Origin of the sequence: Streptomyces sp. NPDC059816 (assembly GCF_042732055.1) — a bacterium.
Lineage (GTDB): Bacteria > Actinomycetota > Actinomycetes > Streptomycetales > Streptomycetaceae > Streptomyces.
Genome location: NZ_JBHWIQ010000018.1, coordinates 108,590 through 123,762, shown reverse-complemented (window position 1 = coordinate 123,762; position 15,173 = coordinate 108,590). Strand labels below are relative to the sequence as shown.

The following is a 15,173-nucleotide window of genomic DNA, read 5'->3' as shown; positions in this document are numbered from 1 at the left end:
CGGCCCGCGACCGGTCACGCCCGTGCGGGGCGCGCCCGGTCGCGGGCCGCGGTGCGGTGCGAGCGCGGTCAGTCGCAGGTGACCTCGTCACGCGGGGTGTAGCGGGTGTGGAACGGTTCCCGCTTCACCTCCACGCCGTCGTTGCGGAAGATCCGCTCCACGGTGACGTCGAATCCCTCCAGCGGGGTCTGCGGCTGGCAGTCCTTCTCCGCACCGGGCCGGGTGCCCGGCTCCTTGATGTTCGTCCGGGGACCCTTGCTCGCCTCCACCGAGTCGTACTTCTTGGTGCCGAGGAAGGTCACCGTGATCGAGGTGTCGGTGGAACTCGTCAGGATGTGCAGGGCCTTGCCGGTGTCGTTGGCGAACTTGAGGTCCAGGCTGCCCCAGGCGACCGTTGCCTCCCGGCCCTCCGGATAGCGCTCGATGTAGAAGGAGTGCGCGCCGTACTCCACGGGCTTGACCCCGGCGAAGAAGATGGCGTTGAACATCGCGGTGGCCACCGTCGACACGCCGCCGCCGGACGCCTTGGTGTACTTGTCGTTGAGGATGATGATCCCGTCGACGAACCCGTTCTCGGTCGTCCGCTCGCCCACGGTGTCGTTGAAGCTCCAGGTCTCGCCCGGCATGACCGTCGAGCCGTTGATGAGCTCCGCGGCCCGGCCGATGTTCTTCGTCCGGTACGCGGCCTTCTCGAAGTTCGCGGTGAACGACGAGACCTTCTCCGTCAAGCCGAGCTCGGGGAGCTTCGCGCGGGTCAGCGTCGGCTGCTTCTTGACCGTGGCCACCTCAGCGGTGCGGGCGGCCCCCGACTCGGTGAGCAGCGGGACGACGGCCTCGGTCAGTGCCTCGGACGTGACCTTCTGGCCCGGGACGCCGTCGGTCGCCACGGTGACCCGGTCGCCGTCCAGCCGCAGGGTCGCGTCCTTCGGCTCGGTCGTGACCGCGTCCACGGCCGCGGCCACCGCCGGATCCTTGAACAGACCCTTGCCGTCGAGTTCGGGCTGGAGCCGGTTCTTGCCGTCCGGGCGCATGCTGAGGTGTTTGCTCAGCGTGGCCGGCGTGAGGGTGATCCGCCCCTCGTCCGTGGTGAGGATGATCGGCGCGGACAGGGCGGGCCGGGCGAACTCGCTCATCGCGCGTTCCGTTTCGGCCGCGCTGACCCGTGGCGCGCTTTCGCGCACGGGCAGGGTGATGGTCTCGGGCTCCGGCGCCAGGTAGGCGTCGCGCAGCAGGTCGACGGACTCGTCGACGTTCAGGGACAGCCCGGTACGGGCCGGCACGGCCTTCGGAGCACCCTTGTCGAAGGTGACCGATCCCTCACGCACCGTACGGTCGTGCTTGTCCGCCAGGTCCTGCACGGCCTGACGGGTCCGGTCCTCGTCGATGCGCACCACCGGATCGACCGGACCGCCGTCCGAAGCGAAGAGGTTGCCGATCACCGTGAACGGGCCCTTGCCCGACCTGGTGGCGTCGGCGGCGGTCTCCTCGGTGTCCACCCGGAAACCGGCCGCAGCCGGTGCCACGCGGTCGGTGCCGTCCCCGACGGTCACGTCGATCGGCGCCGTGGTGACCGCGCGGAGCTCCCGGTCGAGCTTCTGCCGGGCCTCGCCCTGCTCCAACCCCCCGATGTCCACCCCCAGGACGCTCGTCCCGGTGGGCGCCTCCTCGGCCGTGAGCAGCAGGCCGGTGAGGTAGAGCGCGCCCGTTCCGAGCACGGCGGCGCCGCCCACGGCGGCAGCGGGATGTATTCGGCGGCGCATGGAACTCCCCGGGGTGGCCGGCACGGAAACGGCCGGGACTCGGCCCGGCCGGTGCGATGGTACTCAGGACCCTACCGTGCCAAATATAGTCAAATGGTAAATGGCTGGAAGGGGCCGCTGCCCGGCTGATGATCGACTACGGATCGACCGTCGCCGGCTGTCGGGCCCGCCCCCGTCGGGCCGGGCCCGGTTCCTGGACGCCCGGTCCGCGGACCGGAACGACGCCCCGGACCCCGCTCACTGGTGCGGGACCACCGCCACGGGGCAGCGGGCGTGGTGGAGGGCGGCATGGGCCACGGAGCCGATGAGCCCACCGGTCGGGGTGTAGCGGGCCCGCCGGCCCACGACCAGGAGCTGCGCACCGGTCGACGCGGCGAGCAGGACCTGCCCGGCGCTCCCGATCTCCACGTGCTCCACCACGGGCACCTCGGGGAAGCGGTCCCGCCACGGCGCGAGCACCGTCTGCAGTTCCTCGCGCTCCAGCGGCTCCAGGCCGCCCGCCTCGTCGGTGCGGTGCAGGAACTCACGGCTCAGCGCGTGCAGCGGCGGCAGGTTCCACGCCCGCACGGCCCGCACCGCGACACCCCGCGCGGCGGCGGCCTCGAAGGCGAAGCCGAGCGCCGGGTCGCTGTCCTCGGCGGTGCCCTGCTGACCGACGACGACCTCCCCGCTCGGGCGGGGGCTGTCCTCGGCGGCTCGCACCGAGACCACGGGCCGGATCGTGTCGGAGATCACCCGCTGACCGTGCGATCCGAGCAGGAACCCGAGCACCGGACCCTGGGCCCGGGACCCGAGCACCAGCATCTCGGAGTCACGGGCTGCGGCGAGCAGCGCCACGACCGGCGCTTCGGAGAGCACCTCAGTGGTCACGGACAGTTCCGGGCGCCCGTCCGCGGCCCGTGCACCCGCCTCGGCGACCACCTGTGCGGCGGCCCGGTCCAGGGCGTCGTCCCCTTCGATCACGGGGAAGTCGCGGGGCTCCCACCACGGCGCGTGGACGATCCGGAGCGGCAGCCGCCGCAGGGACGCTTCCTGGGCCGCCCAGTCGACTGCGGCTCCACTCGCCGGTGAGCCGTCGACCCCGACAGCGATAGCGCGGGTCATCTGCCATGCCTCCTCGTGACGCGACGGAGCGGCAACACCACCGCTCCGTGTCCCAGCCTTCCCCACGTAACGGAGCCCGGGCAGGGCCGATCGTCCCGAGAACGGTGCCCGCTTTCTTGCGGGGGCGGGTGCTGCACGTCCTTGCCGGCCCCGTCAGGGCGTCGTCGGCGGGATCGACGACGCGACGGCTCGCCCCGGCCACCCGTTGCGACGCCCTGCGGGGTACGGCCCCCGGGCGGTCACGACTCGCTGATGGTGTGGCAGATCGCGCTCTACCCGGTCCGGTTCGACCCCACCGGGGCCGTCACCGGGGCCGTCGCACCGGGGCTGGCGCTCCCCCTCTAGGGTGCGGACATGACCTCACAGACCTATCTGTCCGAGCTGTTCTCGCTGGACGGCCGAGTGGCCGTGGTCACCGGCGGCAGCTCGGGGATCGGCCGAGCCGTCGCGGGTGCGCTGGCCCGCGCCGGAGCGGGCGTGGTGACCGTGGCCCGGGGCGAGCAGGAACTCGTGGCGACGACGGACGAGCTGACGGCGGCCGGCTGCCGTGCGGCCTGGGTCAGTGCCGACCTCAGCACCAGGGACGGGGTGCGCGCCGCGGCGGAGCAGGCAGCCGCGGCCTTCGGCGAGCCCGACATCCTCGTCAACAGCGCCGGGATCAACCTGCGTCCGCCGATGGGGGAACTGGGCGAGGACGTCTGGGACACCACGATGGCGGTGAACCTGGAAGCCCCGTTCCTGCTCGGTCAGCGCTTCGGGCCCGGCATGGCCGCCCGGGGGTTCGGCCGGATCATCCACATCAGCTCGCAACAGGCGCACCGGGCGTTCGTCGACAGCGGTGCGTACGGGGTGTCTAAGGGAGCCCTGGAGTCCCTCGCCCGTTCCCAGGCCGAGGCGTGGTCACCGCACGGCGTCACCTGCAACACCCTGGTCCCGGGCTTCGTGATGACGCCCCTGAACCAACGGCTGTCGTCCGATCCGGAGAAGGTGGCGGCCCTGGCGTCCCGCACCCTGACCGGGCGCAACGGGGTCACGGAGGACTTCGTGGGTGCTGCCGTGTTCCTGGCGAGCACGGCCTCCGGTTACGTCACCGGTCAGTCGATCTTCGTGGACGGCGGCTTCTCCGTGCACTGAGCACCACGGGCCGAGCCCGGGTGTCGCCGAACCTCAAGCGGACGGAAGGGGAACCGTAAGCGCCCCCCGGCAGGGTGTGGTCCGACCACAGCGCGCCCAGCCGTTCGGAGGGAACAGACCGATGCCCCGCACCGAGTACGAGATCGTCCGTGAAGTGGCCGCCGGCCGGGAGGACGTGTACGCGGCCTGGACCGAAACGGAACGGTTCGCCCGGTGGTTCGGGCCCCGGATGCTGACCACCCCGGTCGAGCGGGTGTCGCTCGACGTGCGCCCGGGCGGACGGTGGCGGGCCGTCCTGGTCGGTGAGGAAGGCTTCGAGGCCGTGCTGCGGGGGCGCTACCGCCGGGTGGACGCTCCGGCCCGACTGGTGTTCACCACCGGTGACCCGGACCACCCGGGTGGGGAACCCGCGTTCCTCGCGACCCTCACCCTGGAAGGGCGCGGCGCCCGGACCCTGATGCGGTTCCACCAGTACGGGGTCAACACCGATGCCGAACACGTCGACCGGGTCCGTGCGGGCTGGCTGGAGTTCTTCGACCGGCTCGACGAGTACCTGTCCGTTCAGTCGGTCGCCGGATCGATCGGGGGTCCGGCGGGGGAGGGGTCGGACGCCGGCCACCGGGACGCCAGGTCCTCGAACGTCAGCCTCCGGCCACGGACGTAGGCGGCGTCGAACGCCTCGTCGCCCAACGCCGCCCCGGCCCGCTTCCCGGCCCGCTCGACCCCCTGCTGTTCGCGTGCCGTGGCGGGAGTGGCGTGCGTGCGGCGGGCCTCGGCCGCGACGCCGAGGAACAGGGCGGCCCGCTCGGGCGGGGCCAGACCGGCCGCCACCTCCACGGCAGCGACGGTCGTCAGGGGATCACCGACCGCGAGGGCGGCGGTGAACGACCGGCGCAGCACCGGCAGCGCGAGGTCGGGGCGCCCGCGACCCTCGTGCACCTGTGCCAGCTCCAGCAGGGTGCTCGGCAGGAACAGCGGGGGCTCGCCGTCGTCCGGGACCCCGTCGAGCAAGTGCCGCAACTCACCCTCGGCGACGTCCAACAGCCCGGCGCGGCGCGCGGCGAAGGCATGACCCATGCGGGCGAACACCTCCCCCTCCCGGTAGCCTCGCTCCCTGGCCAGCCGCAGGGCCCGCCCCGCATACTCCATGGCCCGGTCGTACGCACCGCCCTCCATGGCCAGCCACCCGAGCCAGGCGAGGCGACGCACCACGTCCGGCCACAGTCCCAGTTCCTCTGCGGTCCGCAGGTCCGCCGCGAACAACTCGGCGGCACGGGCGTGGTCACCCAGGTTCTCCGCCAGTCCGGCCCGCCACTCACCGGCCTGGATGACGCCCCAGCCGTCCCCGAGCCCGGCGAACAGCGCGGCGCTCTCCTCGCTGGTCCGCTCCAGCTCGGCCGCGTCCCGGACGGTGAAGGCGTCGCGGGCCTGTCTGCTCAGTGCCACCGCCGTCCCCCAGTCGTCGCCCAGCGCACGGCAGGTCACGAGCGCCGCATCCACCAGGGCCCTGGCCGACGGCAGGTCTGCGGGGCCCAGCGACAGGAACAACCGGGCCCGGGCCCGGGCGAGTGGATCGTGGATCTCCTCGGCGACCGCCGGATCACCCCCCTCACCCAGCAACAGGCCGAACCCCTCGTACCAGGCCCGGGCACGTGCCCGTTCCTCCCCGTCACCGGCCGGGGCCCCATCGGCCTCCTCCTGCGCCCGGGCGAGCGCCGTGCGCAGCCACTGGCGGGCCTCTGAGAGGCGTCCCCGCAGGAACCAGAACCAGCACAGCGAGTTGACCAGCCGCAGCGACTGACCGGTGGGCGCCGTCGTCAGGGCCGCCCGCAGGTTCGCCGACTCGGCGGTGAGACGGGCCAACCAACGGCCCTGTTCCGGGCCCCGCAGTCGGGTGTCCGCCTCGGCGGCGAGGGCGGTGTAGTGCGCACGGTGAGCCCGTTGGACCCGGTCCGTCTCGCCCGCGTCCGTCAGACGGTGCAGACAGTAGGCGACGACCGACTCCAACATCCGGTACCGCGGTCCCGCCGGCCCGTGCACCACCGTGACCAGACAACGGTCGACCAGCCGTGCCACCGTGTCCAGGACGTCCACCCCGGGCTCGGCGCAGACCGCCTCGGCGGCCGTCAGGGCGCATCCGTCGGCGTGCACGGCCAGCCGCCGCAGAACCAGACGTTCCTCGTCGGTGAGGAGGGTCCAGCTCCAGTCGATGACCGCCACCAGGGTCTGTTGACGCGGGGGCGCGCCCCGGTGGACACCGGCCAGCAGCCGGAAGCGGTCGTCGAGCCGGGCGACGAGTTCTTCGACTCCGAGGGCCCGCACCCGGGTCGCGGCGAGCTCCAACGCGAGCGGGATGCCGTCCAGCCGCCGGCACAGTTGGGCGACCGGCTCCGCGTTCGACGGGTCGAGGGTGAACTCCCGGGCACCGGCCCGGGCCCGGGCGAGGAACAGCCGGACGGCATCGGACCGTGCCACGTCGTCGAGCCCCGCACCGTCCGGCAGCGACAGCGGCGGGACCTGCCACAGCACCTCGCCGGGCAGGCCCAACGGCTCGCGGCTGGTCGCCAGGACCCGCAGCCCGGGTACGGAGCGCAGCAGGTCGGCGACGAGTGCGGCGGTGGGCTCCACCACGTGCTCGCAGTTGTCGAACACCAACAGTGGTGCCCGGCCGGCGAGCGCGGCGACCAACTGGTCACGCGGGTGACCGGGGCCCTCCCGGACGTCCAGGGCGACGAGCACCGCCTCGGCCAGGGACACGGTGCCCCGGTCCAGGGCGGCGAGTTCGATCAGCCACACCCCGTCGGGACGGTCCGGCACCTGCCGCCCGGCCACCTCCAGGGCCAGCCGGGTCTTGCCGACCCCGCCGGAGCCGGTGAGGGTCAGCAACCGGTGCGCGGCCAGGGCTTCGGTGAGCTCGGCGACGGCCGTGTCCCGTCCGATCAGTTCGCTCACCGGCGCGGGCAGGTTCGTCACCGGCCGGCCCGCGGGCGGTGCGGTCAGCGCGGGATCCTGACGGAGCATCCGCTGGTACAACCCGGCGAGCTCGGGCGACGGGTCGAGCCCCGACTCGTCATCGAGTACGGTGCGCAGCTCCGTGTACGAGGCGAGTGCCTCGCTCTGCCGCCCCGCCCGGTACAACGCCGTCATGTGCACCCCGCGCAACCGTTCCCGCAGTGGATGGTCCACCACCAGCGCGGCCACGTCGACCGGTTCCCCCGCCGCGAGCCGCTGCTCGGCGAGGTCCTCCGTCGAGGTGAGACGGGCCTCCTCCAGCCGCGCGACGACCGGGCCCAGGAACGGCAGGTCGGCGAAGTCCGCGTAGGCGGCTCCCCGCCACAGCTCCAACGCCTCGGCGGGGCGGCCCGCAGCGGCGAGCGTGGTGAAGCGGTTCGCGTCGACCGCATCGGCCGCCACCACCAGCGCATAACCCGGAGCCTGGGAGACCACCAGCTCACGGGCGCCCGGCTCGGCCTCCTCCAACGCGCGGCGCAGTTGCGAGACCCGTACCTGGAGGGCCGCCGCCGGCTTCGCGGGCGGGGCGTCGCCCCACAGGTCGTCGATCAACCGGTCGACGGACACCACCCGGCCCTCGTGCGCGAGGAGGGCGGCGAGCAGCGCCCGCACCTTCAGCCCGGGAATCCGGATGGGTGTCCCCCCGTCCGTCAGCACCCGCAGCGGGCCCAGTACACCGAATCGCATACGGGTGACCCTAGAGGGTCGTCATCGGCGCACCGCGCACGGGCCGGTGCGCGCCCCGGCGGCACGGTCACCGCAGCTCCTCGCCCCTGACCAGGGTCCGGACTCAGACCGGGTCCGGGGAGTCGAGGTTGCGCATGGTCTCGGTGCGGAGCGGGCCCTCGTACCCGATTTCCGTGAGGATGGCCTCGGCCTCCCGCCAGGTGCTGCGGGCCGCGGCGCGGTCGCCGGTGAGGTCCTGGACGTCACCGAGGTGGCACAGGGCCTCCGCCTCGCTGAACCGGTGCCGCAACTCCCGGTTCAACGACAGTGCCCGGCGGTAGCAGTCGGCGGCCCGGGCGTACTCCCCGAGGTTCTGGTACACGAATCCCAGGCTGTCCCAAGTGTTGGCCTCACCGCGCACGTCCCCGAGCTTCTGCTGGAGGGCGAGTGCCTGACGACAGCACGAGGCCGCCTCCTCGTGGTCGCCGAGCTGTGCGTGGTCCCACCCCACCGCATTGAGCGCCCGAGCCTCACCCGCCTCGTGCCCGGCCCTACGGAACAGCGCCAGGGCCCGTTGGTTCTCCCTGAGGGAACGAGGCAGGTCCTGTTGCCGGTCGTACCACCAACTGAGGCTCAACCGGGTTCGTGCCTCACCCGCCAGGTCGTCCAGCTCCTGGTACATGTCCAGGGCCTGGGCGTAGTGGAACCCGGCGTCCTCTTGCCGCCCCGACTCCCCTTCGGCGATGGCGAGCTCCACATGGGCCTGCGCCTGCCAGCGGTGGTCTCCGAGCCGCCCGGCGGAGCGCAGCCCGAGCCGATGGGTCAGGATCAGGTCCGGCCACAACGAGCGGCGCCCGAGGTACGTGGTCATCGCCCAGGTCAACTCCCGGGTGTGGGTGTCGAAGCCCCGACGGGCGGCGAGTTCGACCGCGCGCACCAGGACCCCGCGCTCCGCGGTGAACCAGTCCAGGGCCTTCGCATGCGTGGGGTGGTGCGCCACGGTGACCCCGGCCGCCGGGGGCGTGACCGCGAGGGGGTCCCGGTGCGGTGCCAGCAGCAGATCGGCCGCGTGCGCCGAGGCGGCGTAGTGGTCGAGGAGGCGGCCCAGGGCCTGCTGCTGCTCCGCCTCGGGTTCCTCCGCGACGAGTTCGGTCGCGTAGGCGCGGAGCAGGTCGTGCAGTCCGAAGCGGCCGGGAACCCGCTCGGTCACCAGGTGGGCGGCGCCGAGTTCCGCGAGGGCCGCACGTGACTCGCGGGCCGCCGCGGCGAGCAGGCTCGCCGCGGCGGGCACCTGGATCTCGTCACCGGGGTGCAGCCCCAGCAGCCGGAACAACCGGGCGGCCCGCGGGCCCAAGGTGCGGTACGACCAGGAGAAGACCGCCCGGGCGTCCGCGGCGTGGTCGGTGCCTTCGAAGGCGTCGAGGCTGCCGTGCGCTGCTCGTAGCTCCTCGGCGATGCCCGCCAACGGGAAGTCGGGGTGGGCGGCGGCCCGGGCGGCCACGATGGCCAGGGCGAGCGGTAGTCGCCCGCAGTGCCCGGTGATCTCGGCGACGGCCGGCGGATCGGCCCCGGTGCGTGCGGTGCCGAGCTGCTCGGTGAGCAGTGCACGTGCCTCCTCGGTGGGCAGCACGTCGAGGGCGAGCGGCACCGCACCGCGCGCCGTCACCAGACCGGTCAGCCGGTTGCGGCTGGTGACCAGGACGGTACAGGTGTCGCCCCCGGGCAGCAGCGGGTCGACGTGGGCGGCGTCGCGGGCGTTGTCGAGGACGACCAGCAGCCGTCGCCCGGCGGTCAGGCTCCGGTACGTCCCGCTCCGGGCGTCCGCTCCGGCGGGCACGGCCGAGGGGTCCACGCCCAGGGCGTCGAGGAAGCCCCGCACCACCACGTCCGCCGCCACCGGCTGCCCCGAAGGGTCGAAACCGCGCAGGTCCGCGTAGAGTTGCCCGTCGGGGAACCGGTCGAGGTGGTCGTGCGCCCAGCGCAGCGCCAGCCAGGTCTTGCCGACCCCGCCGGTCCCGGCGATCGAGGAGATCACCGCCGTACCGCCCTGCCGCGGGGCACCGGGGTCCACCGCACGGCCGAGCCGCCGGAGCTCCGCCTCCCGCCCGACGAACCCGCGCGGACAAGCCGGCAGTTGACGCGGCACCGGCACCACCGCAGGGCTCGCAGCGGGTGCGGCGGCCGGCCCGGGCGCGGCTGCCCGCGGTGCGGGATCGGTCGGCGGTACGGATCTAGGGTCCTCGACGACGGCCCGGTCCGGCGTGCGGCCCGGGCCCGCCGCGGTCCGGGAGCCGGAACCCGGGTCCGGGCGGTGCGCGAGCGCGGGGTCGGCGGTCAACACGCGCTGCTGTAATCGCCGCAGTTCGGGCCCCGGGTCGGTACCCAGTTCCCGGGCGAGCCGCCGACTCAGGACCCGGTAGCGGGCCAGCGCCTCGGAAGCACGGCCACTGCGGTACAGGGCCACCATCAACTGGGCGGTGATCCGCTCGTCGAACGGGTGCTGCTCCGCCCGCGCGCTCAGCTCGGTGACCAGCCCGCTGTGCCGCCCCAGCTCCAACAGGGCGTCCGTCAGGTCCGACTGGGCGGTCAGTCGCTCACCGTCCAACTCCGTCCGCCGCGCGCTGAACCACGGCGTGTCGGCCCCCGCGAAGGCATCGCCGTGCCACAGCCCGAGCGCCTCCTCCCACAACCCGACCCCGTCCTCGGGAGCCGTGCTCGCACCTGCCCTGCGCACCAGATCGCGGAAGTGGTGGACGTCCACCGATTGCCGGGGGACCGCCAACCGGTAGCCCGTGGCCTCCCGTACGACCTCCGCACCGGTGCCCGTCAGCGCACCGCGCAGCCGCGACACATAGCTGTACAGGGTGTCCCGGCCCCGACGCGGCGGGTCCTCGCCCCACACCCGGTCCACCAGCACGTCCGCGGCGACCCCCCGACCCGCGTCGAGGAGCAGCGCCCCCAGGACCCCACGCTGGCGCGGGTGCCCCACCTCCAGGCGCACGCCTTCCGGGGTCCACGCCTCGATGCCGCCCAGGACTCGGAAGAGCACCGGTCAACCCCCTGACTCCGGCCGTACGGATCCACTGGAGCCTGTCTGTCTACCGGGCCGTCGAACCGTTGCTCCAGCGCTAATCCGGTCGTTTCAGGCCACCGGATTCCGGTCCGGACCGAGTCCCCTGCCCCGTCATTCGGGGAACTCACACCCCATCCGACACGACTACCTCAACGACCACGACACCACCATCGGACGGCGTCACCGGACGACGTCCAGGCCACGGAGGTTCCGGTGACCCGGATCAAACGCAGGAGCGCGCTCGCGACGGCCGCCGGAGCCGCCCTCGGCGCGGGCATCGCCGCAGCCGGCCCTGCCGCGGCGGCCACGGGCACCCGCACCGGTGCCCCGGACGCACCGCGCGGCGCCGCGGATCCGCTGCGGGTGGACATCGTCCTGTTCGACGGGGTCGAGGAGCTCGACGTGTTCGGCCCCTTCGAAGTGTTCGCGGGCGCCGCCGCGATGGGGCACCCGGTGCGCGTCCGACTCGTGACCGGTGGAGTCCCGGCCCGGGTCACCCTCGCCTTCGGCACCCAGGTGCAGGTCGCCCAGGAGTGGGACCCCGAGGAGACGGACGTGATCGTGGTGCCCGGCGGCGGCTTCCGGGACCGGAACAGACCCGGGATCTGGCCGGAGATCCGCCGTGGGGTCCTCACCCGCCGACTGCGCGAGGCGGCCCGCCGCGGCCCGACGCTCGTCGGCGTCTGCACGGGCGTGGTGCTCCTGCACGCCGCCGGACTCGTCGGCACCCGGCCGTGCACCACGCACACCGGCGCCCGACAGCACCTGAGGGACGAGGGCTGCGACGTCCGCAACGTACGGGTCGTCGACGACGGCGACCTCGTCTCGGCGGGCGGTGTCAGCTCCGGCATCGACGGCGCGCTCCACCTGTTGGCCCGTGACGTCAGCCCCAAGGCGGCGACGGACGTGGAGTACCTACTGGAGTTCGAACAGCGGGGCACCCCCCTGCGCACCGGGGTGCGCTCCGACTGACCTGCCCGCTGCCGGGACGGCCCCGACGGCCCCGCGGTCACTTCCGCAGGGCCCCGGCGTCCCCCATCACCACGACCGGGCGCAGCGCCGGGTCGAGATGGCGCAACAGCTCCCGCATCCGCCCGCGCGGCAACGACACGCAGCCCTTGGTCGGGCCGCCGTGGTCGACGTGCAACCAGATGCCACTGCCCTTGCCGAGGCCGAGCGGGCGGGTCTTGTCCAGCGGCGAGGTACCGGGCACCCGGTTGTAGTCGATGGCGAGGACGTAGTCGAAGGAGCCCTCCAACGACTCGTCCAGATAGCCCGTGCCGGAGTCGCCGAACTGTTCGTCCTGGTCGTACGGGAGCTTCGTCCCCGGGTCGGGCAGCAGCCCGCCCGCGTCGCCGAGCCCGAACACGCCGACCGGGGTGCGCAGATCGCCCGCCCGGTGGTCGTCCGTCCAGCCGCTCAGCGCGTTGTGCGCGGGCCAGGGACCGGCCACCAGCCGCCAGGCGCCGTGCGCGTCCCGCTGGTGCAGGGCCGCGGTGCTCGCGCTGGAGTCCCGCCCGGTGCCGGTCACCACCAGGGCCTGCCGCGCCTTCGCCGGCACCCGGGCCCCGGTGAGCGGCCCGAGCCCGGGCGGTACCGCCGCTGCCGCGGTGGCCCCCGGTCCCGGCCGTCCCTCGACCGGCGGGCCCGCCGAACCCCGTGCACCGGCCCGCGGCGACGCGTCCGCGTCATCGTCAGCGTCATCGTCCCCGCTCACCGTCCTCTCACCGGCCGTCCGCCCGCCCGTCGCTCCCTCGGCGGAGTGCCGGGCGGTGCCGGAACACCCGGTGAGCAGCAGCGCGGCACAGGAGGCGGCAGCCAGCAGCCCCCGGGCGGTGCGGGTCCTGGACGGGCGGGAGCGGACGGAGCTCGCGGACACGACGGAACCTTTCGATCACGGGGCCGACACCCGACCCCTCGGTGTGCCCATGTGTGCCCGTCCGCGCCGGGGAATCCCCGTCCCTTTGGCTTCGACCCGGCCGATGCCCCCGAACGGCCCAGCCCACCGGGCGGGTGACGGCCCGCCACGCTGGAATGAGCAGATGACCGCGCCCCCGGACGACTGCCTCGCCCGCAACGAGTGGATCTGCGGCGACTACCTCACGACCCGGAGTCAGATCCTCGCCGACGCGGTGCTCCAGCACCTCCAGCTGACCTTCCTCGCGGTCCTGATCGCCCTGGTCGTGGCCGTCCCGCTGGCCGTGGTCGCCCGCCGCTGGCACGGGGCCGCCGGCCCCGTCCTCGTGGTGACGACCGTGCTCTACACCATTCCGTCGCTCGCGATGTTCTCGCTGCTGCTGCCCGCGTACGGACTGTCCGCCTCCCTCGTCGTCGCCGGACTCGTCCTGTACTCGCTGACCCTGCTGGTGCGGAACATCCTCGCCGGGCTGCGGGCGGTCCCCGAGGAGACCCGGCAGGCGGCCCGCGGCCTCGGCTTCGGACCGGTCCGCCTCCTGCTCTCCGTCGAACTCCCGCTCGCGCTGCCCGCCGCCATGGCGGGGCTGCGGATCGCCACGGTCTCCGCCGTGTCCCTGGTCACGGTCGGGGCGATCGTCGGGTTCGGCGGGCTCGGCAACCTCATCTACGCGGGCATGAACACCTACTTCAAGGCCCAGGTCCTCACCGCGTCCGTGCTCTGCGTCGTGATCGCGGTCCTTGCGGACGTCCTGCTGCTCGGCGTGCAGCGACTGCTCACGCCCTGGACGCGGGCCTCCCGCGCGTGACGGGCCACCGGACCCGGGGGGTGGGGCCCTGAACACCCTCACCGAGGCGTGGCAGTGGCTGACGGATCCGGCGCACTGGTCCGGCACCGACGGCATCGGCCACCGGCTGCTCCAGCACGCCGTGCTGACCGTCGTCTGCCTGGTCGTCAGCTGTCTGATCGCCCTGCCCGTGGCCCTGGTGCTCGGCCACCTCGGCCGCGGGGGCGCCCTTGCGGTCAACCTCGCCAACATCGGCCGGGCCGTCCCCACCTTCGCGGTCCTCGTCCTGCTGCTGTTGACTCCGATCGGCCGGTACGGGGAAGGACCGACCGTCGTCGCGCTGGTGCTGTTCGCCGTGCCGCCGCTGCTCACCAACGCCTATGTGGGGATGCGCGGCGTCGACCGGGGCGTGGTCCAGGCCGCACGTGGCATGGGCATGACGGGGCGACAGGTCCTGCTGCGGGTCGAACTCCCGCTCGCACTGCCCCTGGTCCTCACCGGAGTGCGGATCGCGGCCGTGCAACTCGTCGCCACCGCCACCATCGCCGCCCTCGCGGGCGGTGGCGGACTCGGCCGGATCATCACCGCGGGCTTCAACCTGGCCAGTACCCCCATGGTGGTCGCGGGCGCCGTCCTCGTCGCCCTCTTCGCCCTGCTGGTGGAGGGCGTCTTCGAGGTCGTCGAACGGCTGGCGCCCGCCCGGACCCGCGCCCGGGCGGCCCGGTGACCCGCCGTCCGGTAGCCCGTCACACCCGTGCCGGCCGGGTCACGCGGGTCATGCGGGTCTGCGTCGTGCTGGGCCTGGTCCTCCTTTTGGCCGGCTGCGCCGGCGGACCCGCCCTGGAGACCCGGGACGCGGTCACCGCACCGCCGGGGAACAGCAAGGACCTCGTCGTCGGCTCGGCGGGCTTCACCGAGAGCGATCTGCTCGCCCAGATGTACGCGCTGCTCCTGCGGAACGCCGGGTACGGGACGCGACTGCTCACCGTCGCCAACCGCGAACTCTACGAACCCGCCCTGGAATCCGGTCAGATCGACGTCGTCCCGGAGTACGCGGCCACCTTCGCCGACTGGTTGAACGCCAAGGAGAACGGCCCCGACGCCGCACCCGTGGGCTCACCCGACCTGCGCACCACCATGGCGGCCCTGCGCCGGCTCGCCGGGCCCCGGGGCCTGACCGTCCTGGACCCGGGCCGGGCCGTCGACCAGAACGCCTTCGCGGTGGCCGGGTCCTACGCCCGTGAGCACCGACTGAAGACGCTCAGCGACCTCGGACGCTCCGGACTGCCCGTGCGGCTCGCGGCCGGGGACGAGTGCGTGCAGCGCCCGTACTGCGAACCCGGCCTGAAGAAGGTGTACGGCATCGACATCACCGGCATCGACCCCAAGGGCGTCGGCACCACCCAGGCGAAGAAGGCCGTGCAGAGCGGGCAGGACCAGATGGTGCTCACCACCACCACCGACGCGACGCTCTCCGAGTTCGGGCTGGTCATCCTCGCCGACGACAAGCACCTCCAGAACGCCGACTACGTCGTCCCCGTCGTCAACCGGGCCCGGGCGGGCGCCCACGGGGTGACCCGAGTCCTGGACCGGGTGAACGAGGTCCTCACCACCGCCGACCTCGCCTCGCTCAACCAGCAGGTCGACAGCTGGCGCCGACTGCCCGAGGACGTCGCCCGGGCCTACCTCACGGACCAGGGCCTCCTGTGAACCGCACCCGCA

11 protein-coding genes are annotated in these 15,173 nt (G+C 73.6%); 6 read left to right on the top strand and 5 right to left on the bottom strand.

Annotation, left to right across the window (positions count from 1 at the left end):
- Positions 1-68: 68 nt before the first annotated feature.
- A complete protein-coding gene (locus ACFV88_RS23650; protein WP_385493796.1) occupies positions 69-1,760 on the bottom strand; it encodes a VanW family protein in 1,692 nt (563 codons plus the stop codon).
- Between the two features lie 237 nt (positions 1,761-1,997).
- Entirely contained in the window at positions 1,998-2,864 is an 867-nt protein-coding gene (locus ACFV88_RS23645) for a universal stress protein (protein WP_385493795.1), read from the bottom strand.
- A gap of 354 nt (positions 2,865-3,218) precedes the next feature.
- On the opposite strand from ACFV88_RS23645, the gene ACFV88_RS23640 reads away from it, so the two are divergent.
- A complete protein-coding gene (locus ACFV88_RS23640) occupies positions 3,219-3,998 on the top strand; it encodes an SDR family NAD(P)-dependent oxidoreductase (RefSeq protein WP_385493792.1) in 780 nt (259 codons plus the stop codon).
- A 121-nt stretch (positions 3,999-4,119) separates the two neighbouring features.
- Positions 4,120-4,662: an SRPBCC domain-containing protein gene (locus ACFV88_RS23635; protein WP_385493791.1), complete on the top strand. Its 543-nt coding sequence runs from the start codon at positions 4,120-4,122 to the stop codon at positions 4,660-4,662.
- On the opposite strand, the gene ACFV88_RS23630 is transcribed toward ACFV88_RS23635, so the two are convergent.
- Both ACFV88_RS23630 and ACFV88_RS23625 read right to left on the bottom strand, forming a co-directional pair.
- Positions 4,560-7,697 (bottom strand): BTAD domain-containing putative transcriptional regulator, encoded by a 3,138-nt coding sequence (locus ACFV88_RS23630; protein ID WP_385493790.1) that lies wholly within the window; start codon positions 7,695-7,697, stop codon positions 4,560-4,562. The two genes, ACFV88_RS23635 and ACFV88_RS23630, sit on opposite strands and share 103 nt — an antisense overlap.
- A 103-nt stretch (positions 7,698-7,800) precedes the next feature.
- Positions 7,801-10,725: a BTAD domain-containing putative transcriptional regulator gene (locus ACFV88_RS23625; protein ID WP_385493788.1), complete on the bottom strand. Its 2,925-nt coding sequence runs from the start codon at positions 10,723-10,725 to the stop codon at positions 7,801-7,803.
- A gap of 237 nt (positions 10,726-10,962) precedes the next feature.
- Between ACFV88_RS23625 and ACFV88_RS23620 the strand changes: the two genes are divergently transcribed.
- On the top strand, positions 10,963-11,721 hold the full coding sequence (locus tag ACFV88_RS23620; protein WP_385493787.1) for a DJ-1/PfpI family protein: 759 nt from the start codon (positions 10,963-10,965) through the stop codon (positions 11,719-11,721).
- A 37-nt stretch (positions 11,722-11,758) separates the two neighbouring features.
- On the opposite strand, the gene ACFV88_RS23615 is transcribed toward ACFV88_RS23620, so the two are convergent.
- Positions 11,759-12,628 carry a L,D-transpeptidase family protein gene (locus ACFV88_RS23615; protein WP_385493785.1) on the bottom strand — a complete coding sequence of 290 codons (870 nt, stop codon included), beginning with the start codon at positions 12,626-12,628 and terminating at the stop codon, positions 11,759-11,761.
- A 163-nt stretch (positions 12,629-12,791) separates the two neighbouring features.
- Between ACFV88_RS23615 and ACFV88_RS23610 the strand changes: the two genes are divergently transcribed.
- From ACFV88_RS23610 to ACFV88_RS23600, 3 genes are read left to right on the top strand one after another with little or no spacing between them, the layout of a single operon-like run.
- Entirely contained in the window at positions 12,792-13,472 is a 681-nt protein-coding gene (locus ACFV88_RS23610; RefSeq protein ID WP_385493784.1) for an ABC transporter permease, read from the top strand.
- 28 nt (positions 13,473-13,500) lie between these two features.
- A complete protein-coding gene (locus tag ACFV88_RS23605; RefSeq protein ID WP_385493893.1) occupies positions 13,501-14,178 on the top strand; it encodes an ABC transporter permease in 678 nt (225 codons plus the stop codon).
- A 50-nt stretch (positions 14,179-14,228) separates the two neighbouring features.
- On the top strand, positions 14,229-15,161 hold the full coding sequence (locus tag ACFV88_RS23600) for an ABC transporter substrate-binding protein (RefSeq protein WP_385493782.1): 933 nt from the start codon (positions 14,229-14,231) through the stop codon (positions 15,159-15,161).
- The last annotated feature ends 12 nt before the right edge of the window (positions 15,162-15,173 follow it).

Coding starts and splice junctions, on each gene's coding strand:
- ACFV88_RS23635 (WP_385493791.1), top strand. CDS start 4,120: ATGCCCCGCACCGAGTACGAGATCGTCCGTGAAGTGGCCGCCGGCCGG.
- ACFV88_RS23630 (WP_385493790.1), bottom strand. CDS start 7,697: ATGCGATTCGGTGTACTGGGCCCGCTGCGGGTGCTGACGGACGGGGGG.
- ACFV88_RS23610 (WP_385493784.1), top strand. CDS start 12,792: ATGACCGCGCCCCCGGACGACTGCCTCGCCCGCAACGAGTGGATCTGC.
- ACFV88_RS23650 (WP_385493796.1), bottom strand. CDS start 1,760: ATGCGCCGCCGAATACATCCCGCTGCCGCCGTGGGCGGCGCCGCCGTG.
- ACFV88_RS23600 (WP_385493782.1), top strand. CDS start 14,229: ATGCGGGTCTGCGTCGTGCTGGGCCTGGTCCTCCTTTTGGCCGGCTGC.
- ACFV88_RS23645 (WP_385493795.1), bottom strand. CDS start 2,864: ATGACCCGCGCTATCGCTGTCGGGGTCGACGGCTCACCGGCGAGTGGA.
- ACFV88_RS23640 (WP_385493792.1), top strand. CDS start 3,219: ATGACCTCACAGACCTATCTGTCCGAGCTGTTCTCGCTGGACGGCCGA.